Below are 23053 nucleotides of genomic sequence, written 5' to 3'. Positions count from 1 at the left end.
AGTTGCATTAAGTCCCCAATACTATTCTTCAAATAACTCATTTCCGCGTGTGATTTATCGAAATCCTCTCTTAACCGCGACTCTTTTTCTATAAAAAAATAATCGCAGGCTAGATACCTGCGATTATTTTTAAGTAAGACAATCTTATTCGAAGTATAGAATTACATTATAAAATGATTAGTTTGCCAAGATTAGCATTGTTGACAATTGTGCGCGTTCATTTTACATTGGAAAGCTGCAACTTCTCGTACCGTTCCGGGGAAACTGCTGCTTTCATGTTCTTATTACACTTTGGCACTTGCAAAATGAGCATGTTATCAAACAATCAGGATAAGCGGTACCGATTAACAGTGTTGGGATTGGAACAACGTGCAGTTTGAGCAAAACGTGCGTGATGCGATCTACGGTTTTTTCCAGAGGAGAAGTGAGCCACATGGCAATGACAATCGGGTTTACTTGATTAAGCTTACTTAAAGCTAGTAAAAGAGTGTTACATTTGAGGCGCAAAATACATTTGTTATTCGCATTGTTTTCGGACGTAACTAGTCCGTAGATAACAAAAAAGCTAGGTTTACGAATTATCAACATAATCCGTAAACCTAGCTTTCGAAGAGTCTTACTTAAGGTTGTATTTTTTGTTAAAGCGATCCACACGTCCACCGATATCCACGTTTCTTTGTTTACCAGTGAAGAACGGGTGGGAAGCGGAGCTAGTATCTACACGGATAACTGGGTATGTGTTGCCATCTTCCCATTCCATCGTTTCTTGCGAATACTTAGTGGAAGCACTCAGGAAAGAGAATCCACAGCTAGGGTCTAAAAAGATAACTTTATTCAATGTTGGATGAATATCTTTTTTCATTTGTTTCACCTAATCTTTCATGTAGTTTTAGTTTCAAACTCAAACGTACTGCAGCAATGCTCCATCAGTTAGCAAAAAGAGCGGTTATGTCTCAGAAAAAAAGACGACAGATCGTAACAGTTGCGCTCAAGGTCGTAAACGACAAGCGAACGATGCCGTATATATTGCATCGCCCATTACACGAACGCTCCGTATCTTTCGTTAGCCTCCATCGTTATATAAGCATATTGTGAATGGTTCTCCGGCTCGTCCTGCATGCTGACATCAGCATAGGAGAACTCGGTGGCCCCGTGCTATCGATTCAAAAGGCAAAGCGTGCCATGTAGCTTAGCATCTATCAAACAACCATGAAAAGAAGCCGTCCTCTTAGGTGCTAGCTTTAACTTTGGACACTCTGTCCACTGGACTAATTCAAGTTTTCGCCGGTTCCATAACATAGGCTTTATGCAAACTTAACAGGCTCCGCTCACGAAGCAGAATCATTTAGGTTGCTATGCAGCAAACCACAAATTATCTAGTTTCACGATGAATCGTGTACTTTTTCAAACGCGGAGAGTATTTTCTCATTTCAATACGCTCCGGATGATTTCTTTTGTTCTTGGTTGTTGTATAGTTGCGATCACCGGATTCGGTGCATGCCAAGGTAACAATAACGCGCATTTGTTCTTCCTCCTCAATTGGAATACATGGTATACAATTACAATAGTAATTTTTACGATTAGTTCTATTCTATAATTCATGCTCCTCTTTGTCAACCTTGGAGTCGCGGTTTGTTGCTTCTTTTACCGTGTTCCAGCGATTACGGTACTGTACTAGCTTAGGATGAAGTTCCAAGGGTTCACTCGAAAGCACCAACCTGACGTTTCTAATCCATTCTCCAAAGGATACATAGGAAGCGCACAAATTAGCAGTTTCAGGACTCATATACAAAAAAAGCGGAGTTGCATACTTTTCCGCCAAAAAACGAATGGCTGCTTCAATCGGCGTATACTTTTTTCGCTTACCTTCCCAGTTCTCAATCACAACAGCACTCAAAGCCTGCTCTCGCTGCCACTCTCCCAGCTCGTCGACCCGCTTATAATACGAGCGTACTGGCTGCTTCCACATTCTTCTGACGGTTTCTTCATGTAGTGGATACAGCACCAACTTTGTAAAAGATAGTGCAGCCCCCGTTTCGGCAAAAAGCTCCAGCTCACTGGCTGTAGTCTGCTCAAACGTATCATAGTAGACCATAGTCCCTTTGTAGGTTTCGATTGGTGGTTCATAACCATAGGGTACATATTGAAGGTTTCTTGTCATGCTGGGCACTCCGTCCTTCCATAGAAAATTTCTCCTTCTATATTATACCCTTGTTATGGCATGAGCTTACATAAAATGTTTATCCTTATTCGACAGCAGGCCTATTGCCACGTGCCCCTCGCCGGAACTGCAACGCATAAAGCCCCATCGTCACAAGTGCAATCAGCGCAAGCACCGTAAATATATTGCTAAAATTGAACACCTGGACATTAGATACAACAGGATTCAAATGAAAGGACGAGGAACTATCTAACGTTTTGCCCAAAATACTTGTTGTGATCGCCCCGGCAATGAAATTCAACAGAGATAACAGCCCCATTCCAACACCAATCTGATCTTTCGACAAAGTACGAGAAATTGTGTTGGACATGGCAATCTGCATAAAGGTCTGACCTACATTCCCGAAAATAAGCAAAAACAAAATCAGATACGGAGACGCACCTACAAACGTGGACAAGCTGATAAAGCAGATAAATAATAGCGATACGGCTGTATACACCAGAACTGAATTCCCTTTGCTATCGGCCAAGCGCCCCCCTTTTTTTCCTAATAGAGCTGACGCAATAGCAGCGGGAAACATAATCAGTCCAATCGTTGCTGGTGTAAGCTGGTTGAGACTATTCAGAAACTGTGGTGCCAAGTAAGGCAATCCAAAGCTAATCCCCGTCCCTAAAAAAGCGATAAGAAGCCCATATGAATATTGCTTGTTACGGAACAGCTTCGGCTGGATGAACGGATCGTGGGCAGTATTAATGCGCCATATAAACAGTCCAAATAAAACCACACCGATCAGAAAAAATAACATATTGGCTTGTGAAATGGAAAGCAACAAGAAGGCCACTGTTCCACCCAGCAATAATCCACCCAGAAAATCAAACTTCTGATCCTCTCCTCGCTGATCGTCCAAGTATTTGCGAAAGAACGGCAAAGCGATCAGTGGCAGCATGGAAATGACGAACAGAAAACGCCAGCTCGCAAAGCCTGTAATCAAACCAGAAATAATAGGAGCCAGTGCAGTGCCTAATGCTAAGCCGATTGCTGTGACGCCCAAAGCTCGCCCTCTTTTTTCAGCCGAGAAATAACGAACAGGAACAATCATAGCAGTTGCCGGAATAACAGCAGCCCCTGTGGCCTGAAGCAAACGAGCTACAATTAACATCCAAAATTGATTGGCCAACAGCCCAATAAGCGAGCCTAGTGCAAAAAAGATAATCCCAAATGTCAGCAAATCCTTGAGACGATACTTATCTGCCAGCTTACCGTAGGTCACCGAGCCAACCGCATACACGATCATATAACCCGTCAGCAGCCAGCTTACATCGGAGGCACTAATATGAAATTCCTCCCGGATCACAGGCATTACTACATTAAACATAAAAGCGTTCATCACTGAAAAAACAAGTGTGAAGGCCAAAACACGCATAAGCTTATCCGCATTGGGATAAGTTTGTTCTTTTATCATTTGGTTTCTCCCTCTCCTGTTAACACCTTATCTAGGTGACTTTTTATAGCTTATGGATTCCCCATCCGGGCACATTTTTCTATTTATCCGTTCAAACGCAGGTATTCGCAGGACGGTAATCGTGAAGAATTTTTTTGAGCAAACCGCGCAGCGCCTCTGACTCTCCGACAGATAACGTTTTGCCTACGGAGCTTTTAATTTGCTCAATGGTACGTTCGGCTACCTTGTGAATCTCCAAGCCTTCCTCGGTCAAATAGATTTGCTTCATTCGCGCATCTTCCGGATGACTTTGGCGTACTGCCCAGTTTTTCTTAACGATCCCGTTAACCAGGCTGGTAACACTTGATTTATCAATAAGCAATAGCTTTTCCAAATCCGTATTGGTGACTCCAGGCGACATCGCCAGTATATAGAGCGTCTGCGATTGTGGGGAGGTAAGCCCCAAAGGGCGCAGTGCTGTTTCAATCTCACGCCGGACGGTGGTGAAAATCCATTTAATTAAATACATCGTGCTCTCTTCCTCCCATGGAAGACAAACGGGGTACACCTCACTTCCCATTTTACTGCTAACCTCCATATCTATCGAATTTTAATAGTTTGAATTCCAACTAATTTTAATCAGCCGCCTATTTGGTGTCAATACCTTCGTAAAATGATCGTCTATTAAATACAGCCAGTTTCAAAATAACGAATACATTCTATATATACTTATACATAGCAAAAAAACAGGCCCTGAAAGGAACCCGTCTTTTTACTGTCTATAGTTGCTTAGTCCGCAGTTTTCACTTGAACTAGCGGATAATCTTTCCCATCAACGGTAACCGTGCTAGCATCATTTAGCTCTAGCCGTTGCCAAATGGTCAACAACGTACGATAAGGATACTTGTCGAGGTCATATTCCGTTATTCCTGTACCATTATCGGACGTGCTGGTCGTGGTTTTATCAGTTGCTATACCGCTACCCTCAGTTGATATCTCTGAAGTCGCGCCTCCATCTGTGTTGTCTGTCACTGCTCCAGTCTGATCAGCGGTTTTTCCGCTGGATGTACCGTTCAGATCTGTAGAACCACCACCTGTGGATTCTCTGTCTGCTGTCTTACTTTTGGTGGTAGCTCCCTCAGTGTTAACGTCACCGGACGAACCATTGTTAGCTTTACTGGCTGCTTCCTTATCATTCTGTTCAGCAAGCGTAAAATTTTCGTATGAGTGCTCCTGTTGATCCGCGCCGACAATGACGAGTTTTTTAGGCTTAAATTCTGCCTGCTCTGCCGATGTTTGAAACGCAAACAACAGCTTGACCATTTTCGTAGTGGACTTGGTATTAGGTACATGTGTCACTATTGCAGTAGGCTCCTCTTTTACCGGCACTATAGGCTCTACTGGCTGTTGTACAGGCTTTGGAGCAGCGGCAGGCGTTGGTGTGTCAACAGATCCGATTACCCCGGTTGCTTTCAGGCCGCCTAATGTACCTGCAATAATGATTAATACGATCCCGGAAATCACCCCGCCTTTGCGGAAACGACGAAGCGTTTTGACCAAAGGCGTATCTGTCTCACGCTTTGCTGCCAAATAGAAATTTTTAAACACAGGCTTAGCAGATTCAAAATATTGACGCCAAAGCGTCTTTTTATGCAGTCCCTCTCGTCCTTCCTTTTGGAAGAATAAAAGCAACGCACGCCGATAGGCTGGCTCAAAACCACCACGTGGAGTAGCAAACTCAGCGTGTTCCTCCGACCAGCGGATAAAGCGGTACATCGTATCGTTATCCTTCGCCCATTTGCGGATCGAACTGACCAGGCGAGCAAAATCCAGTATTCCCTCGCCAGTACCATCAGAACGATAGAAAGCTGGCAACAGACGGGCAAAATGGCCTTCTGCAAGCTGCTGGGGCAGCCAACCATAAGCCCAATCTTGCACCTTTTCTACTTCGCTTGGCTCCAGACCGTCTAGCACCGATGGTTCCGGGTCCTCCGTGTTAAACCAATCATAAGCCGCAATCAATCGCACGGCTTGTCCCTTGAGAGGAGCAGGCAACTTTCCAACCCACTGTACCAAATCGGGCCGTGTGAAAAACGGAATCTGTACGACCTGATCAGGTGAAATTTCTTTAAGCTCTACTTCAGTGAGCAAATACCGATCCGCTGCTTCCCGTAAGCGCTCTGTCAATCCAGATTGCTCCAGCGGGGACAGTGTGCCCACGGCAGAACTACTGTCCCATTGACGCAAGCGTTCGTGAATGGCAGCCACAGCCTCTACCGGCTTTCTCTCAGCACGTAGCTTGCCCATCAATGCAGATTCGGCCAAAAGCTGAAAGTCGGCATTCGCCGACACTTCGATATACCGACTGCCCCATTCATGCACCACGGCCAACAGGCCCTTTACATCAGGCGTTCTTTTCATCTGACTGTCCATGTAGGGAATGAACAGCATTTTGGTGAGTGCCGGATTACCCAGTACTTTCGTAAAATAGACCTTGCCTAATGACGGATTCTCTTCAATCGTATGATAAATATATGTGACTGCTTCCGTATTCCTGGCAGTATAAGCATTGTTTAGCGAACGGATTAAATATTCTACCAGCCGATTTTCGCTGCTGCGTGCATGAACTTTATAATAGTCCTTGAAGCAATCGACCAGCCCTACATCTGGAATATGTCCATCCTTCACCCGATCAAACTCATGATCAAAAAATGAAAGAAACAGATCATTCAGCCGCATTTTACGTGGTAGCGCATCAGATGGCGATAAATAATCAGTCAAGCTTCGTAACACAGTGATTCGCTGCTCGTTGTATAATGACCGCTCTCCCTGTTCAATTCTGTACAGCGTAATGAGCTCATGATAGCTGGAAGGCATTAGTTCACGTCCTGCCTCCATGCCTGTCAGCATTTGCTCGGCAAATTTGAGAAAATCGTCCGCAGCCCCGCCATTCAATAGCGTACGGACAATCCAGTCAAAATAAGGCTGTTTCACCTGTTCTGCATCCACATTCAGTATTCGACTATTGTTAGAGAGGTCAAATACAAAGTCCTTTTCTACATTCCGATCACCGGGACGCAAGCTGAAAGGCTCAACAAACATTAAGTGAATGCCTTTTCTGCTGTTCGGTTCCTGCGCATATGTAAGAAATCCGAGTCTGTTGCGAAATGCATAAGGCAGTGCCGCGTACAACACACCCAGCAGTTGCTTGGCTGAGGATGCTACCACTTCTGCTGGCACATTCAGCGCTACATATACCTTTTTGCGACCCGCGGCTGACATCATGACTGCGTACAAGAGCTGCTTGAACACTTCTTCGCTCAGCTGCAATTGAGCCAGTACTGCAGACGGGTCAACAGCGGGAAATACACTACCACCAGGTAGACGCTCTAATTCCGGTAATTCCGTTCCCTGCTCAATATCATAGGTATCGACAAACGAAGTGTTCAGCCACTGCTTATAATCAGATGGAGACTCACCATGTCCGGCCGGAATCACATAGTTATGCGTAAAAAATGCGCTCCGCAGCCCAGTGAAATCCGCTGCTTTATAAATACTGCGTCCGAGCACTACATCCCCGGACTCTGTCCGTACCAGATGTAAAGCTTCCGGATAGACACTCTCCTGCTTCTCACCACGCGCTGTCAATGCCGCAGGCGCATCATACACACATAAAGGATGCAACACCTTTTTAATAAATGAAGTATCCAGTCCTTTGGAATTAGCCACGGTATCAAAGCCTTCGGTAGAACGGAAAATACCACGCCGTTCCCGTGTGTACATCTGCTGCTGTATCATACGAGAGGTAGGATAACTCACTGTGATTCTCTCCCCTCGATGTACTTCAACTTGTATAGCAGCCAAATGAATGGCTCATCTACACGGATCGGACTAACCAACCCTTGCAGCTTTTGCTCCACCGGATTGCTACCTAGAGCAGAAACCGCGAAATAGGCTGTATCTGTAAAATATACATCCATTGTGCCCTTGAAAGGCTTATCCACCTTCTCGATAAAGCGCCGAACTTCGCCATCAATGTTCGAGAACTCATCCAAATCCATGTATTTGCGATGTTCCATTGGATTAAAAATATTGCTGTTCGTCTTGATATACGTGCCTTCTTCATCTGCCAGCGCAGTAAGCATGTCGCTTTTGGTCAGGACCACAGCGGTTGGAATGTCCGTCTTGCCTTTTTCCTGGTATGCGATAAAGTCACCGAACATCGTAAGTACGACATCACGCGGCTCATCATATTGCGAGACCCATTCACCAGGCTTATCGCCAAGATTAATCTTAATACGTTCCCGGATAGAACGGATTTGTAGTGGATCGACCATAAAAAGAATACCCGCAGAATTTTTAATATGCTGTCCATGCAGTCCCAGATAGTCCTGATCGACCATCCCCTCACCAGCTACATCAAAAAATACCAAAGTCAGTGGTGGCTTTTCCTCATCCTTAAATACAAACTGGAAAATAAAAGGCTCCTGCATCTTTTCTTTTTGCGTCGATGTAAGCAGATCGCCACGTTCAAACAGTGGTTCCTCATACATCGTTCGGAACTTGCGGCTGATCTCTGCATTGAGCGGCATGCAAGCCGCGTCAAAATGGTCGGCCGTCACATGCTGCAGCGTGTGAATCAGGGAGGTCATATATACAGATTTCCCCGCCTGTGAAGCTCCAATAATCGAAATGATATTACTCGGCACCTTGCCTGCGGTTACAGGCAGTTCGTTATGGCAGTGTGGGCACAGTCGGTGACGCGTCAGCTCACCGTAACGGTCCGTCAGACCTGTCAGCACATGATCTGAATACAAGCGATGCTCCTCAGGTACATCATAGGGATGAAGAATTGCCTCCATATCATGCACACTATCCAAACCAAAACGCTCCCGATATTTGTTCAACAGCTCATCTTCACCCAAAGCGTAATCCTCATCATCTTCGCGGTGATGAGAAGCACGGAATACCACTTCCTCTGGTGAAAATTTACTAAAGCAATAAGGGCACACAATATCATAGAATAACGGCCGTGGCTCGGCCTGTGGCTTTCTTCTGAATAAATTGCTAAGAAAACTCATCGGTTGTGGCCTCCTTTCATTCAGGGACTAATTCATATATCGTGCCATACTTCTGACCGTCCGTAAAAAACAGCCGCACATACTCATCTCCCCCCACTTCAATAGCGGGTAAAACATTCCGTCCTGCGGCAAAGGGTGCCGTGAACGCATACAAGGTTCCATCGTCCCGGTCTGCCGGATAGCCACCGCGCTTCTTCACGTAGCAAAGCGCCTCCTGCGGAACAGGAACTTCGGCTGTCACCTGAATCTGGACTGTTTTGCGGCTGCGAAACCAGCTTTTTTTATGGTGAACCGCATATTTGATTTTAGCCCTACCTGTGCTCAACTCCAGTTGGTTGGCTCCGTCTTGCTGGCGGATTACAAAGGTTTCACCAGCCTCCCGAACAGCTGGATACACGGTATACCGCACACGTCCAATGCCTTCAATTCGGTCACGATAGCTGCCAGCGGCCTTATATTCCTCGCGTGTAAAAAGCTTCAGTTCAGAAGTCGGTGCTTCATTCTGTCCATTCGCACCTGTATCAGCTGATTGTTTGGCAATATAGACCACGGCTGCGCCTTCAGGCCACTGCCAGCGTAACACAACCCGGTTGTCGTCAATTTTGTGGCTCAGCTCCGAAATCACAGGATCATCGGGCTGTGCATCCCTATACTGCATAAGTTCCCGCCTCCCGTTCTAAAACCCACTGTTACGTCGATTGCGCGTCGGGCCTTCTGGTGTCCCTCTCCGGTGGCCTGACGGTCCCCCCTGGCTCCCACCACCAGAAGATCGGCGAGTATTTTCCGCAATCGGCAGAACAAGCGAAAAGACAGCAATAAGGGCCGCAAGTATGAGCGCTGCCAGCAAACGAATCATCAAGTCACCTATAGGCGAGCCAGATAACCCTCTTTCCAAAATCAAGCCAGCGAGCAAGCCGGCTGGAACTCCACCAATTGCGAAATTCCGCGCGAGAAAGCGGTTATCAAACATCAATCCAAGAGCCAACCCTAATAGAACCCCAATGATAACCAGAGCCGTTACGCGATAAATGGCGAAATACAGACTGTCGGCATACTCACCTGTCCGCTCCGTTACCAACGTGCGATCACCAATTTGGTTATATATTTTACCAAACGCCTGAGTAAGTCCTTGGGCATTAGCTACATTAGAATAAGTTCCGCCCGTTAGACTGGCAATATTTTGCAACAAAGCTATACCTTCCGATTCTGCCAGTTTCAGGCCGATCGTATTAATCGGAATCTGACGGGCAATGTAAGGAGCCAATGCGGTTTGCGTATCCAGTTCGCTAAAGCCGTCAGAGAGCATAATAACGAGAGAACCTTTTTCCACATTGCCTTGGGTTTCAATCTCCTTGATCGTCTCGTCCAAAGCAAGCCCAATGTCTGTACCGGCTGACATTATAGTCTGCATACTATCGATTTTGGAATATACCGCTTGCTTCTCTGCGTCTGTGCCTACGGGAGTAAATGGCTGCACCAACTGCGCAGTGGATTCAAATGAAACAATGGCTACGCGCTTGTCCCCATCCATTTGCCCAATTAGACTCTTGGCAGCGGTTAGGCGCTCATTATCGGGATCTGTTTGCTGCATACTCCCGGAATTATCAATTACAAGCACGAGGTCCTGTACACTCTTGCGCCCTTCAGGGTTAACCTGATATCCCAGTTCCAATAGCAGACCTGCCACGAACAACATGACTAGCGTAGCAGGTACCAGTAATTTCCAAGATAATCCGGAGTATCGTTGTCGCCATGAATGTCCATTTAATTGTGGCGAAATCAGTTCGCCGATAAGACAACCTAGACCAATGCACAGCGCCATGATACCAAAATACAGCCCGATCACGATGATATGCGGCCAGTGGCCTATCAATTTGTGAAGAATAAGCTCTCCCAAGATGAAGCCTACTACAGCGCCCAGCAAGCCGAACACCAACAGGAGAACGTTAAATTTACGTTGCTTCATAAGATTCGTTGCTTCCTTCCATCATTAAAGTAGGATAATATGTGGCTACCGCAATTCCGGCAACCGGTCCACGTCGATTCCATGAAACACGAAACCATTCGCAGTATATGTCTCATAATACGTTTTGCCGTTGCGGTAAACCATCAGATCCTCCAGATGGAAGCCGCCCATCAAATGCAGCTTTTCCACCCCGCTGCTGCGACGCTCATGCACAAAACCCAGCTTGTAAATTCGCGAAGTAATGTCCACTTCCATCGCATAAGGTAGAAACTCGCCTTCGTAATCACCAAAGAAGTACTTTTCTTCATACCGATGCTCATGGGTATAGTCGAGCAAACGTACATTAATTCCGCCATGCTCTTCTAACGTTTGATACAGTTTTTTAAACAGCTCATCCTTTGGAACGACCAGCCGATTTTCATATGCAGCAGCTACATTGGCACGACGTAATAATTCTTCTTCGAATGTCTGATTAAATGGCTGTGAGCTGAGAATCAAGGCACGGCAGGTCTGTGTAAGTCTATCCACCAGCGCGGATAAACCTCCATCCAGCAACCCAGATACAGGTCCCATATGCCGGGTGTCAAAGAATATAGATTTTCCCCGCTTGCTTTCCAGCTCAAGCATGACATCCTCCGTCACACGCTCATAATACTCGAACAGGTTTTGGCCTGTGTAACTGTCAGCCTGCCGAATACTGTCCGTTGCAGTTTGATGCAGGTCACACTCCAGGTTGGCAAGCTGTACTGTAATATGCTTGGCCTGTGCATGCCATTTTTCCAATGCCAGCTCATAGCGGCGAAGTAGCTCCAAATCCACTTGAATCCGCAACATGTGCAATTTATGTCCGTAGACTGTCTCGGTCAGATAACGGATCAAGCTACGCACATTATGTTTATCCATAAGTGGCAGTCGTTGAAAGGGCTGATCCTCCACTCGTCCGCTATACAGCGCATCCAGTTCGGCTGCACTAATCTGCAAATCATTGGACGTATCACGAATCAGTCCCCGAATAGCCGTAAGCACATTTCCTGTTTGATTTTCATCTGTCCAATCTGACAGCTCGAAAAAGCCGATATGAGGATGTTCTTTAGCAGCTGTATTCACAGCCATCTGCAAACGCAAATCCGCCTGAAAATCTCCCAAGCGTTTATGTACGATCCGTTCGCAGTTGTCACGGAAAAAGGCTTCGCAGCCCTGACCAAACAAGGCTTCCTCTGCTTCACGTAATGTCATTCGTTTCAACGAGCCGTAACTGGCTCCGCTGGTCATTAGTGCGCTCATGTCCATGATCGCCTCATTGCCAGGAACTAGATCATTTCGCGTGCGGCCACGCTCGGCAGCATCTAAACCAAAATAAATTAGCTTATCGCGTATGTCCCACTCTTGCTCGGTTCTCATACGCTCTAACAACTTCACATAAAAGTGATACAACACCGTAAGGGCAATCGATTGATTAGGGCGGTTAACTCGGGAAAATCCAGCCGACACATAACCCTGCCGCCCGGATTCCGTCATGATGTTGTTCTTAAACGATGTATTATTGTAGCCCCCATCCTGTGACCGATAGGAATCTCCTGCCTGATAACGGTTTTTTAGAAGCTGAATGTGACAAATAATATCACAGCTCTCGCGCAGACTATTCGGTACCGTTACGCCGCGCTCATTCTTGTCTGACAGCACATAGACAAGATCAAACAACGGAGATGGAGCATGGGATACCGGGATGGTCAATTTGTCCTCGGTCATATGCAGCGGGGCGGTAAACGTATATGCTGGGCTCTGGATATAATCCAACTCCCGCATAAAAGCAACGGACGTTGCACTCCTGTAGCCGAATTGGGCAGTCTGATCGCTTTCGCTCACCAACACATACAGATCCATTTGTACTGATTTAAAAGATTGCGCAAAAATATACTCTGCCAACAGCGTAATTTCAGGAATTAATACGTTCATGGGATCATCCGCTGTTGTCAAGATCGACAAATGTACACGCTCGAACGAGGAATACAACCGTCCGTAATCGGCCAGATGTCCACTAGCACGGCGCAACGCGGTGTTAAGTTCAATTAACTTCGATTCATGGGTATAAAAAGCCTGGTGCAAGTCACGGCGTAGCGTTTGGTGGCTACTTTCTTCCGGTACTGCTATCGTATGAACGAAGGCATCCACCGAGCGGTCTACAGCCGCATGCTCATCCTGTGAGCGAATCTGAATATAGGTTACCCCTGTGCTGTTATCCCACTTGGTCCGGTTGATATCTGCAATTGTGTTCATCACCGGGCTCATGCGATCGCCGATAAAAAGAAACACGGACGGGAAATGGATGCTGCTGCGTCCATCCCCGCTTCCGATTAATTGGTCCTCTGCGGCTGCATAGTCAGCCGCATAACGTAACAGCTGCTCTCTCATACTTACTTCAACTTTCTGCGGATGTCGTTTAATTTTCCAGCCATTTGAGCATAGAATGCATAAAGTTCCGCTCCATTAGCCAGCTCTACCTTTTCATATTCCAATTGATTGCGAGCCTCTGTGTAAGTTGCAGCCAATTCATCCAACTTCGCCAGCAGTGGTGTAATATCCTCAGATGAAGTCAATACAGCATCACGGCGATCCGCCTTGCGCATTAGAGCTGCAAATTTCTTCTCTTCCAAACCACGGAAGTTTGTGAAGACTTCAAACTCCACATAATTGCGGCTTTTCATGACGTTGGCAAACGGCTCCCACGCTTCTTCCTCTTCATCACGATCATAGACGTACAAAGCGCCTTTTTTCGTAATTGTGTCCGTGTAGAGTGCCTGAATGAACTGATCCAACCATTTTTCTTCATCCTGATATTTGCCCAGCAAAGCTTCCAGTTCAGCGGCTTTTGCTTCAATTTGTATATATTTCGCCAGCTCATCACGAACCACCTGCGTTAGCTCTGGTGAACGGATCAGGTTTTCCTTCGCCATCTCTTCATTGATGCTGCCAAAAATATCCTTGCTTCCGGCCTGATCAAGCCCTTCAGCTAGTAGACGCTTCAGCTCAGACCATGCTCTTTTCACCTCGCCCAAATTCGGCTTGGATTCCTGCAATCGCATATCGTAGGCTGCCAGTAGCGCATTCAGATCTAGCGCTTTTGAGCGAATTACAGTAAAGCGGCTGCTTGTATTTTGATCAACATCCTTCTCACGAATTACGCCGAGTGACTTGGCTCGGTCGAAGTCATTGCGAATGCGGGCGTTGTGGGCTTGCACACGGGAGTTGACGTAAGTTTCTCCCCATGACTTTTCAGGAATCGGCGACGGCAAATTCGTCCAGTTGTTCTGACCTGTCTGCACCAGATGTCGGCCAATACCTTCGCGGTCAAGAATGGTTTTCTCATAGCTCTCTTCATACACTTTGAGCGGCGTATATACAAACAGAGGAACACCATTACGCGTATTGAGCCAGAAAATCCGGTTACGGACTTCACTTTCTTTAATAGTAAAGTGCGATTTGCCAATTGCATTATTTTGATAATTGCGAACGCCCTTCAGGATATTAGGCGACTGTACAGGTACCGAAACGAATCCCCATGACGGGAAGTACAAATTGCCAGAACTATTGCTCAAATGGAAGACAGGTACAGCCTCCTCATCCAGCTTGCTTGCAATGTAACGCTCCACAAATTTTTCAATTGCTTCGTCCTGTCCGTATTTCATAACCAGGAAATCTTCCATGGAACGGGTAATGAGATCACCGAATTTGTCAGTCAAGAAATTAGAAATCGAGCTGATGATATCCATATCCTGATCTTTCACCCATTGATCTGAATTTTCCAGCAATTCTTGGGCAAAATCACGGATCAAATCGTCACCATTGCGATTATCCAGCAGCTTGGTCACAACTTCCGAGATATCCGGTACACTTACCAGATTCCAATAGTACGTCTTGTTTCCTTTGTGATCGGATTGTTCCTCGCCGTTAATCAGCAGATCGCCGTTCTTCTCGAAAATGGCACTCAGTGCATTCAAAATTTCAGTAAATACATTATAAATGCGATTATTTTCTTTATTTAGTAGGTCATACAGATCTTCATAAAATTCAATGAGCTGCTCTGTACGTTCCACATCAGCCCGCAGCCAATATTCATTAATTTTTGCTTCAATATATGCATTTTTCTTCTTATCCTTGGATACAAACGCGCTCTTGGCATCACCCAGCTTCTCATTCGCTTGCTCACGCGCCCATTCAATGTCCGTTGGAATACGGTGCAGCGATTCACGCAGCGTTTCAACATAGGAAAGCAGCATTTTCAGCAAGCTAAATCCTTTTTCAGTATAAATCATGCGAGATACATAAAACGGTCCTTGCTCGGGATGCAGGAACATTCGGCGGATTTGGTCTGTAAACTGTCCTGTAATTTCACCGGGAAGTTGTTTCTTCGCTTTAATATACTCTTCGCGGGCACGCGTCAGGAACGTTTGCTCCAGCTCAGTGTCCATATTGACTACTTGCATTTTAACAACATTGTTATAACTTAACCGTTCACTGTTCTCAAAACCCGGAAGCGGCTCAGGTACACGAGATTCAAAGTTTTTGATCATGCTATCCAGATCGACACCCAGCTTGCGGGCAAACTTCTCTACATCCTCCTGATTCGGCGCTTGCTCAAACATTTTGGACATTTTACCAAACATCCGGTAAGCCAGATATGTCGTCATTTCCTCCATGGGCAGCACTGCCGAAGAAGCTCCGATAATATTGTAATCATAGTTTGCTGGATACGCCTTATTCATTTGCGCGATATTGGTACGAATGTTGCTGATATAGTCATGAATGGCGAACTCTTCGCCTGACTGTTTTTCCTCACTCGCCATAAAGTTGGTGATGTTCTCAGCGGTGACATTCATGCAGTAATCATAAGCATTTTCCAGCAGCTTGCCTTCCGTATTCGTAGCCGAAATAAGGTGACACAGATTAAATGGCGGCAACGGCGAGTTTACAGTCAAAATGTTACCGTACTGTTGCTTAAAGCGTTCGCCACGACTGTCCACATTCATCCAGTAGTCCAGTTCTTTCAATGCAGCATAGCCGTTCTTTTTAATATATTCACGCGTATGCTCGCTCAGGCTTTTATTCGCCAGATTAATATCCGGCGTGAACAGATAACCCAGTGTGTTAACACGGTCTACACCAGCGGAACCATAATCGCGCTCAATGATGCCTCGGACGATATATGAGATATCGAGGAAAGTACCACTTCCTGTACCGCCGGACAATCCAGACAGCAGGAATACCATAAGCTTCTTGTTGGTGCCTTCAGACAGGGTTTTGATTTTTTTGTCAATGCTTTGTACGACCTGATTGATTTTGGTGAACAATAACAACCGTCCAGCCTGACGCACCCCTGCCGCCCCGTTCATACCGTCGGTAATGCTCAGCTCAGGAGACAGCCAGTCAGTGATATATGGCTCTAGAATACTGCGGTTTTGCAGCAATCCACCGATTTCCGCATTGGATAGCAGTACAAACTCATTGATGGGGTCCAAACCAATCCCTTTGTATTTTTTGTTACGGTCTTGTTCATTCGTTTCAAAAGCGAGAAATTCTACATTATCCGGCTTCTCGCTCTTTTTCTTGGAAATCGGGTCTGCAGGCAGCTTGAATCTGCGGTTTATTTGATATTTCAAGCGGAGAAGAGCGTCAATCCCCGTTCCCCCAAGTCCGATAATTAAAATAGGATTATCAATGGTATCTACTCTGATCTTATCGCTTACGATCCCTCCGCCGAGTGATACGTCTAATTGTTGGATATGCTCTCTAACTACTGGTTTCATAGATATGACCTCCTAAGGGTTCGTTTAGCTGTTTACTGAAATAAACTCCAGTAAAATGGTTTTGTCCACACTAGCCAGCGGGATCGTCAGACGATCACCGTTTTTCAGTTCAAGACCGTTGCCTGTGTCTACAGCACGCCCGGATTTTTCAATCGTAATCTCCGGAGTGCTACGCACCACGATCCGATCCTGATTCGCTGGCGTGAACACGACCTTATCGGTTCCGGCAAATTCCGGCGCCAGTTGCAGCAACTGGTGTAAATTGAATTTGCCCCGGAAGGTGTTCAGCTTCTTATACTGCGGGTATGTCTTTTCGCCGGTATTTTCATCCCGGATTTCCAGTACGATCTGGCCGACAAAGCCACGATTAGCTTTTTTGACAGCCTTCCAGATGAAATATGCCGCTACCAGCAGAACGAGCAGTCCCACCCCTAAAAGAATGAGTGGCAGCAGCTTAGACTTCTCAGCAGGTGTCGTAGGCTGGGTTGTGCCAGTATTCGTACCACTCGCCGCCCCAGCTTTGGCGCTGATGGTTACAGGCTGCGTTTCACGGTAAAAGCTCTTCTCCTCTGCTCTGACGGTTAGTTCATAGTCATGCTCATCTGGAATCGTATAAGAGCCGGTAAAAGCATCCCCTGCGTTAGTTAGGGGCACTTCATTTGTTGTACCCGTATCAAGGTCTTTGACCTTCAGGACAGCATTCATATTCGCATACAATTCCTGATCCTGATACTGCTGGTTATTGCTCGTCAGATAGGAACGAATCTCTACCGTGTCACCTTTTTTGTATGATTTCGCAGGCGGTGCGTCCAGCTTCAACTCCAAATCATAGTTAAATACCAGATTAATATCAATCTTATCCTGCTGCACTCCCTTGACTTGAAGCTTCCAGTCGCCAGCTACAGGCTTGAGCAATTTAATCAGCGAGTAGCTTTTGGACTTGGACAGCAGTACATCGCTCGAAGGGATCGGCTTCGTATTGCCCGACGGGTCTATTAATCTCGCGTCCACTGGTTTCGAGGAAATAATTGAAATATTGGCTTCCAGCACGCTATCGTTTGGTACGGTTACCGTAACGTCCTGATAGTCGCCGTTGGCCGTAATGGACTGCAAAGGCACCACTTTCAATTTCAGATTGCTGGCGAAAATTTCACTCAAAATATTCGGCAGATCGTCCGCCGAGCTTGTAATAAAGGACTTGCCTCCCGTTTGCTGCGCGATGTCGGCGAGTTTATTCTTATTTAGCTTTCCATCTGCATTCAAACCGATGGTATAGATCGGCACACCGCTTTTTTTAGCCTCGGCTACAGCCTGCGCCATATCCTGAGTGGATTGGCTTTCAGTTCGACCTGTCGTCTTATTAAAATCGTTGTTACCATCAGCTAACATAACGATCATAGGCGCATGTCCGGCTGTTTTGCCATCCTGCAAAATACGGATCGCTTCCTTGACACCTACGGAGGTGTCAGTATACGCTCCCCGGTTCAGCCCGTCAATAAATGTCTTCAGTTCCTGCTTATCCGCTTCGGATGAAATATTAAGCAAGGCTTTCTCGCGTTGTACGACATCCGTATACGCTACAATCCCAACCTTGTCATTTTGCGTTGACAACATATCAATAAACATTTTCATGGCTTCATTGCCAATCTTCCCAGGATCACTGGTGTTCATCGAATTACTTACATCGACTACCAACACCGCATCCACTTTAGAAGCTGAGGGTGAAGCGGCATTCGCCGTCTGTGGCTGCCAGGCCGAAATCGAAGTCATGATCATTGTACATATGATTCCGATGACCAAAAACCATTTTCTGTCTCTACTAAACATCGCTTGTACCCCTTTGCCGATTAATTCTCATTCTAAATTACAGTTGTACTCCACTACTATTAAATTATAATGAGTTTTACATGAGCGCTAGCTGAAAATCCTGCCCGGACGGCCTGAATGCGACCAAAAAGCCTATTATATCGCGAGATTTTACCAATATCCTGCAGTAATGATATAATTATACCCCAACAAGGGCAATCGGGCACCAGTCTTCTCCTTTATACGACAAAAATAACCCTAGCGAAACCCACTCATGTAAAACAGTAAAATAAAAATCTAAGCAGAAAGAGGAAGTACACTATGATCTCATACGGATGTTTGGCGATTATGTTTCTTTTTGTCGCCATTAAATCACTAATTTACTATATACATAAAAAACGCGCCCCGTCGATTGCACAAATCGACACCGAGCTTCTTGCGCTGCTGAATCGGAGAAGTGAGCACAATGAATAGTTCCAAGCAGGCTGTGCAATTTCGCCCCTTTACCCGCACAGAGCATGCCTTCCAAAAGCTGAGAGTCTGCAAGCGTTGCGGACAATTCACCGCCCTTTGGGAAGAGAAATGTACAGCATGTGGTCGGGATACGCTGGTTCCTGTAGAGCAATATGCTAAACTCAGAGCCAAACGTTATTTTCATAAAGACCTTGCTGTCGGCATTGCGTTGCTGGTTGCTTCTATCTTTTTCGCTCACTCGTCACAGCAAATGCTACTGTGCGGTATCGTCGGTGCGTTTCTCCTCCTGCCCTTGGTCCTTCTACAGCACCGCATTGTTCTTTATGAACAGCGTAGGCAACTTATACGCCTATTCAGAGGCCGTATAGGACAGATCCAGGAAGGATTGGGCGTGAATCATAAGAACGCAGTTGCCCTGCGGCAGCTTAGTGAGCGTGTCTGCTATGAAATGCTACGCGAGATTGCCGTACTCATTCACAATGATCGGATAAGGCTCCAGCAGGTCGCTCTGCTGCAATCTTTTGTTCTCCGCAAAGATATGGAATTAACGCTCGATCCTCTTCTGATCAAAAGCTTTGAACCCCTTATGGTCAGATACATTGGAGAGGTTGCCAGACTCAATCGTGAGTTGATTAAGGATCGGACATTCCGATATGTGGCTTTTTATGAGCGCCGTATTTTGGAAATGGCCGGGGGCGAAGATATTCTCGTTCGCGTAGCCAGCGCAGCAGTCCGTAAAAAACGCTACGTAGTCACCCATGCCGCTTTCATCTCCAGATATGTTCGGAAGCTACCAAAGGAACGAATCCAACGTTTATATCATATCATTCAGGAGAATCCGTTAGAACCCTTTGGAGATTTGGCCGATGAAGTGAAGATCATGTACCTGATGGAGCAGTATAAAAGCTGAGCTGCCATAATGCCCTTTTATATATGACGTATCCCAATCAATGAATCACTGCAATGAATCAGCAAAAAAACCGTCAGGATCGCCAAGGGGAACGGGACTGGCCCCATAACATGAGACAAATCAAAACACCTTCAAGAGAATCAAGCCATGTCGTAAGATATGGAGATAACCTTGAAAGGTGTTTTTACGTTGGCAACGAGAGTGAGTTCCCCCTTAGAAATTAAAGATAAAAGCTATTGAAATGAGATTGGCAGGAGTTCCGGTAAGAGAGGTTATGGAGCAGTTGGGAATACGGAATAAGACACAGAAAAAAACATGTATGAGGCGGTATCGAACAGGCGAAGTGCATCGTCTGGAGCAGCAAAATGGACCTAGTAAAAAAGTACAAGGAACTGGAAAGGAGGTGGAACCAGAAGTTGCCTTGCTTGGATTGAGTCCATTCGAGACGAAGTGACGGTGTCTGAGGCTTGTACATGGCTCGGGATCGCAAGAGCGACTTACTACCGCTGGAAAGCAGCCGTGGAGACAGAGCGTACAGAAGCTGTGGCGGAGAAAATCAGTGAGCTTTGCATCCATTCCCCCTCGCGCTTCGAACTTGAACCAGCAACCACACCCCCGTGAGAAAAGCCACTCCGATAAAAAAGAACTTCAAATATTGCTCAATGATGCTGAACATATATTGCCACTGCTCCCCGAAGAAATAGCCGATAAACTGCCGGACTCCAGGAATGAAGAAACTGACCAGCAGCAATGGGCCCCCGTATTTGTCATAGTAGCGGTGCGTTTTCTCGACCAACTCCTGCTTGAGGAAGAGCCAGTGGCCGTAACGCTCGATCACATGCATACCTGCCTTGTAGCCAATCACATACGTGATGGTGACCTCCCGTCAGGGCCATCGCAATAGCCGACAGCCCATGAAGCACATCTTTAGAGGCTAAGAAACCGGTATGGGTCAAGGGGCTGTTGCCCGGCGGAACGGGGAGCGCCATGAAGTCCAGCGGCAAGCCGATGAGCAAGACCAGGTATCCATATTCGTGAAATAATTGTTCAACTACCCCGATCAGGTCCATGAGCCTTCTCCCTCTTGTGCTGCAAAGTCCCGCCAGCCGAGACAAGCTTGTTTTGCGGCAAAATCAAATAAAAAAGTGCAAGAACCGCCAGTAAAGCAGCGCTGAGGCTAATGGCAGCAGCATTCGTATACTGGCTGGTTATCCATCCCCCGATGACCGGGCCAATCATAATACCGAGCCCTTCAATCCCGGAGAGTACTCCCCACCCGGTCCCCTTCTGATCCTCCGGAACAAGGTATGACAGCACCGCATTCCAGGCCGGAAGCACGGCTGAGTAAGACAATCCCAGCATAAAGGCAAACAGCATCGTTAATGCAGGCGGCGGCATGGATACGATTAACAGAGCCAATACGACCGTAAGCGATACGAAACCGGCGAACAGCATTTGCTTGTGCCCCCATCGATCGGCCAGCTTCCCCATCGGGACAAGAAACAGCATCGCGCCGGCCCCGCCTAATATGAGCATTAGCGAATATTGTGGCTGGCTCAAACCGAGATGGTCAGCGGCAAAACCGGGCAGTATCGGCAGCAGCAGTCCCGCGGCGGTCATCTGCAGAACCATGCCTGGCAGCAGCCATTTCAGCTGAACGAGTCTTCTTCGCAGTCCTGCCGCTTGTTCGGCAAAGCTGACGTTCTGGAGACGCAAGGAGGTTGTTCTGTTAATCCCGAACGATGCGATGCAGCCGACGGCGAGCAGCGCAACCATCAGCCGGAAGGCAGGTTCGAAGCCATAATCGAAGGTGAGATTGATTGTGACCGGCCCCAGACCGATGCAGGCCAGCCACACAGTGTATATCGCCCCAATCTGGGCCGCCCGCTCCGTCAGCCGGATTTTCTCCAGACAAATCAGCCATATAGGCGACGCCCCCATCCCAAGCATCACGGAACCGACAACGAGCCCCCAGGCATACGGGCTAAAGAACACGACGGCTAGTCCGGACAGCATCAGGACGAAAGTGGTGGGCAGCAGCCAGCGCAGCGAAAACCTGTCCAGCAAATATCCAGCCACACATTTAATCAGCGTATCGGCTGTATAATGAAGTGAGACGGCAAGACCGACCAAAGCAACGGTTTGCCCCGACTCGTTGACGGCAAAGTTCGGCAGAAACGAGAACAAGAAAGCGCTTCGGACAAACTCTGTGCAAAAAAGCACCGTGAACAGCGTCAGAGTAGAAAGCTTGAACGCGCTCCTCCCGCTCATCATATTCCACCCCTTCTTAAGGGACTTGCCTCAGGAAACAAATGCCGGACAATATGGTCCGCAGACGTTTTCTGCCTTACTGCGAGCAGCCCGTTCATCATCGACTGCTTGATCGGCTCAGAGGAGATCATCGCTTGTATCTGCAACACCAGATCATGAATCGTAAAGGCCACGACTGCCGCTCCTTTGCGCTGCAAGTACAGGGCATTTTCCTTCTCCTGCCCCAGAAACGGATTTAGGATGAAAATCGGAACCCCGGCCTGAATCGTCTCGGATAGTGTAACGCCTCCCGCTTTCGTGATGACGCAGCAGCCGCTGCTCATTAGAACATGCAATTGATCGGTGAAGCCGAATACATCCACTCTTGCATCATCCTCCCAGCTCTCCGCAAGCCTCCGTCTCCATCCTTCCTGCCGGCCGCAAATCACTTGAATGCGGACGCCTGACAAGAGCAGCAGCTTCCCGATGAGCTTCGATAGCGAATGCAATGTGCCGCAGACGTTAGCCATAAGCAGAATCACATGCTCATCTATTTCTTTAACGGAGCCAGAACCGATCATTGCCGCATCATAAAATGACTCCTTGACCGGAATCCCGGTCACGGTAATACGACTCTCGGGGACGCCCTGCCTGACCATAGCCTCTTTCACGTCGCTGGTAGGGACAAAATAATGATCCGGCTTGGCGAACAGCCATCTTCGGTGAACGTCAAAGTCCGTTATGACAACCGCAGTCCGGGGACGGATCGCAGATAATGCCTCGCTGCTTGGCAAGCTGCCGAACGGGAATGTATAAATGATGACTTCCGGCTGGTACTGGAGGATGATTTTCTTGAGCCTGTCGCCGCCAAGACTGTTCATCCAGGCTGCGATCTTTCCCTTCATGGGAAGCTGGTTGGTCAGATGGTAGGTCCATCCGTAATAGGGAATACCCAGGCTGGCTGCATACAGGCTTTGCCGGTACAGATAGCGGATTATTTTGTTCAGTACAGGATAAGCTTCCCGGAACAAGTCGACAACCGCCACCTGGCTATAACCATTGCGAATCAAGCTTTGCTGCAACACCTTGGACACCTGATGATGACCTTCTCCGTAATCGGCCGTTAAAATTAAAATTTGTGGTTCCTTTCCCACTAGTGT

Annotated in this window: 20 protein-coding genes and 1 pseudogene; 4 read left to right on the top strand and 17 right to left on the bottom strand. The window is 47.0% G+C overall.

The window, feature by feature from the left end:
• Positions 1-616 precede the first annotated feature (616 nt).
• The 12 genes from C400_RS0123270 to C400_RS0123215 all read right to left on the bottom strand — a co-directional run bounded on the left by C400_RS0123270 (position 617) and on the right by C400_RS0123215 (position 18280).
• Complete coding sequence (locus tag C400_RS0123270) at positions 617-862, bottom strand: type B 50S ribosomal protein L31 (protein WP_016821159.1); 246 nt, start codon at positions 860-862, stop codon at positions 617-619.
• A 510-nt stretch (positions 863-1372) separates the two neighbouring features.
• Positions 1373-1522, bottom strand: coding sequence for a 50S ribosomal protein L33 (gene rpmG, locus C400_RS0123265; protein ID WP_013370941.1), 150 nt, complete (start codon positions 1520-1522; stop codon positions 1373-1375).
• Between the two features lie 69 nt (positions 1523-1591).
• Positions 1592-2161 (bottom strand): hypothetical protein, encoded by a 570-nt coding sequence (locus C400_RS0123260; protein ID WP_017428410.1) that lies wholly within the window; start codon positions 2159-2161, stop codon positions 1592-1594.
• Positions 2162-2246: 85 nt separating this feature from the next.
• A complete protein-coding gene (locus C400_RS0123255; RefSeq protein ID WP_017428409.1) occupies positions 2247-3623 on the bottom strand; it encodes an MFS transporter in 1377 nt (458 codons plus the stop codon).
• Between the two features lie 91 nt (positions 3624-3714).
• On the bottom strand, positions 3715-4182 hold the full coding sequence (locus C400_RS0123250; RefSeq protein ID WP_016821155.1) for a MarR family winged helix-turn-helix transcriptional regulator: 468 nt from the start codon (positions 4180-4182) through the stop codon (positions 3715-3717).
• Positions 4183-4391: 209 nt separating this feature from the next.
• A complete protein-coding gene (locus tag C400_RS0123245; RefSeq protein ID WP_017428408.1) occupies positions 4392-7421 on the bottom strand; it encodes a GAP1-N2 domain-containing protein in 3030 nt (1009 codons plus the stop codon).
• Positions 7418-8683, bottom strand: coding sequence for a TRAFAC clade GTPase domain-containing protein (locus tag C400_RS0123240; protein ID WP_017428407.1), 1266 nt, complete (start codon positions 8681-8683; stop codon positions 7418-7420). The genes C400_RS0123245 and C400_RS0123240 overlap by 4 nt, the downstream gene beginning before the upstream one ends.
• Positions 8684-8699: 16 nt before the next feature.
• Positions 8700-9341: a hypothetical protein gene (locus tag C400_RS0123235; RefSeq protein WP_017428406.1), complete on the bottom strand. Its 642-nt coding sequence runs from the start codon at positions 9339-9341 to the stop codon at positions 8700-8702.
• An 18-nt stretch (positions 9342-9359) separates the two neighbouring features.
• Positions 9360-10649: a vWA domain-containing protein gene (locus C400_RS0123230; RefSeq protein ID WP_017428405.1), complete on the bottom strand. Its 1290-nt coding sequence runs from the start codon at positions 10647-10649 to the stop codon at positions 9360-9362.
• Positions 10650-10694: 45 nt separating this feature from the next.
• Positions 10695-13061, bottom strand: a complete 2367-nt coding sequence (locus tag C400_RS0123225; protein WP_017428404.1) for a hypothetical protein — start codon at positions 13059-13061, stop codon at positions 10695-10697.
• Between the two features lie 2 nt (positions 13062-13063).
• Entirely contained in the window at positions 13064-16453 is a 3390-nt protein-coding gene (locus C400_RS0123220; RefSeq protein WP_017428403.1) for a tubulin-like doman-containing protein, read from the bottom strand.
• 24 nt (positions 16454-16477) lie between these two features.
• Positions 16478-18280 carry a vWA domain-containing protein gene (locus C400_RS0123215; protein ID WP_017428402.1) on the bottom strand — a complete coding sequence of 601 codons (1803 nt, stop codon included), beginning with the start codon at positions 18278-18280 and terminating at the stop codon, positions 16478-16480.
• A 300-nt stretch (positions 18281-18580) separates the two neighbouring features.
• On the opposite strand from C400_RS0123215, the gene C400_RS28240 reads away from it, so the two are divergent.
• The 4 genes from C400_RS28240 (at position 18581) to C400_RS28785 (ending at position 20264) form a co-directional block, all read left to right on the top strand.
• Positions 18581-18733 carry a hypothetical protein gene (locus C400_RS28240; protein ID WP_017428401.1) on the top strand — a complete coding sequence of 51 codons (153 nt, stop codon included), beginning with the start codon at positions 18581-18583 and terminating at the stop codon, positions 18731-18733.
• Positions 18726-19643, top strand: coding sequence for a hypothetical protein (locus C400_RS0123205; protein ID WP_017428400.1), 918 nt, complete (start codon positions 18726-18728; stop codon positions 19641-19643). Before C400_RS28240 ends, C400_RS0123205 begins: the two co-directional genes overlap by 8 nt.
• Positions 19644-19884: 241 nt before the next feature.
• Positions 19885-20097, top strand: a complete 213-nt coding sequence (locus tag C400_RS0123200) for a hypothetical protein (protein ID WP_128574156.1) — start codon at positions 19885-19887, stop codon at positions 20095-20097.
• Positions 20094-20264 (top strand): transposase, encoded by a 171-nt coding sequence (locus C400_RS28785; RefSeq protein WP_354005487.1) that lies wholly within the window; start codon positions 20094-20096, stop codon positions 20262-20264. The genes C400_RS0123200 and C400_RS28785 overlap by 4 nt, the downstream gene beginning before the upstream one ends.
• On the opposite strand, the gene C400_RS28235 is transcribed toward C400_RS28785, so the two are convergent.
• The 5 genes and pseudogenes from C400_RS28235 to C400_RS0123185 all read right to left on the bottom strand — a co-directional run bounded on the left by C400_RS28235 (position 20200) and on the right by C400_RS0123185 (position 23047).
• Entirely contained in the window at positions 20200-20508 is a 309-nt protein-coding gene (locus C400_RS28235) for a DedA family protein (protein WP_017428398.1), read from the bottom strand. The two genes, C400_RS28785 and C400_RS28235, sit on opposite strands and share 65 nt — an antisense overlap.
• Positions 20411-20647, bottom strand: coding sequence for a hypothetical protein (locus C400_RS28780; protein ID WP_442952200.1), 237 nt, complete (start codon positions 20645-20647; stop codon positions 20411-20413). Before C400_RS28780 ends, C400_RS28235 begins: the two co-directional genes overlap by 98 nt.
• A 43-nt stretch (positions 20648-20690) precedes the next feature.
• Complete coding sequence (locus C400_RS28230; protein ID WP_232795418.1) at positions 20691-21419, bottom strand: MFS transporter; 729 nt, start codon at positions 21417-21419, stop codon at positions 20691-20693.
• Positions 21420-21914, bottom strand: a pseudogene (locus C400_RS28225) (MFS transporter); the annotation flags it as partial.
• Positions 21914-23047 (bottom strand): MGDG synthase family glycosyltransferase, encoded by a 1134-nt coding sequence (locus C400_RS0123185; RefSeq protein ID WP_017428396.1) that lies wholly within the window; start codon positions 23045-23047, stop codon positions 21914-21916. The pseudogene C400_RS28225 and the gene C400_RS0123185, both read right to left, overlap by 1 nt.
• Between the last annotated feature and the right edge of the window lie 6 nt (positions 23048-23053).

The organism is Paenibacillus sp. ICGEB2008, assembly GCF_000307675.1.
Lineage (GTDB): Bacteria > Bacillota > Bacilli > Paenibacillales > Paenibacillaceae > Paenibacillus > Paenibacillus polymyxa.
This window is presented reverse-complemented; position numbering and strand designations above follow the sequence as displayed.

Coding starts and splice junctions, on each gene's coding strand:
- C400_RS0123270 (WP_016821159.1), bottom strand. CDS start 862: ATGAAAAAAGATATTCATCCAACATTGAATAAAGTTATCTTTTTAGAC.
- rpmG (WP_013370941.1), bottom strand. CDS start 1,522: ATGCGCGTTATTGTTACCTTGGCATGCACCGAATCCGGTGATCGCAAC.
- C400_RS0123260 (WP_017428410.1), bottom strand. CDS start 2,161: ATGACAAGAAACCTTCAATATGTACCCTATGGTTATGAACCACCAATC.
- C400_RS0123255 (WP_017428409.1), bottom strand. CDS start 3,623: ATGATAAAAGAACAAACTTATCCCAATGCGGATAAGCTTATGCGTGTT.
- C400_RS0123250 (WP_016821155.1), bottom strand. CDS start 4,182: ATGGGAAGTGAGGTGTACCCCGTTTGTCTTCCATGGGAGGAAGAGAGC.
- C400_RS0123240 (WP_017428407.1), bottom strand. CDS start 8,683: ATGAGTTTTCTTAGCAATTTATTCAGAAGAAAGCCACAGGCCGAGCCA.
- C400_RS0123235 (WP_017428406.1), bottom strand. CDS start 9,341: ATGCAGTATAGGGATGCACAGCCCGATGATCCTGTGATTTCGGAGCTG.
- C400_RS0123230 (WP_017428405.1), bottom strand. CDS start 10,649: ATGAAGCAACGTAAATTTAACGTTCTCCTGTTGGTGTTCGGCTTGCTG.
- C400_RS0123225 (WP_017428404.1), bottom strand. CDS start 13,061: ATGAGAGAGCAGCTGTTACGTTATGCGGCTGACTATGCAGCCGCAGAG.
- C400_RS0123220 (WP_017428403.1), bottom strand. CDS start 16,453: ATGAAACCAGTAGTTAGAGAGCATATCCAACAATTAGACGTATCACTC.
- C400_RS0123215 (WP_017428402.1), bottom strand. CDS start 18,280: ATGTTTAGTAGAGACAGAAAATGGTTTTTGGTCATCGGAATCATATGT.
- C400_RS28240 (WP_017428401.1), top strand. CDS start 18,581: ATGATCTCATACGGATGTTTGGCGATTATGTTTCTTTTTGTCGCCATT.
- C400_RS0123205 (WP_017428400.1), top strand. CDS start 18,726: ATGAATAGTTCCAAGCAGGCTGTGCAATTTCGCCCCTTTACCCGCACA.
- C400_RS0123200 (WP_128574156.1), top strand. CDS start 19,885: ATGAGATTGGCAGGAGTTCCGGTAAGAGAGGTTATGGAGCAGTTGGGA.
- C400_RS28230 (WP_232795418.1), bottom strand. CDS start 21,419: ATGGTTGCGCTGCTCGCCGTCGGCTGCATCGCATCGTTCGGGATTAAC.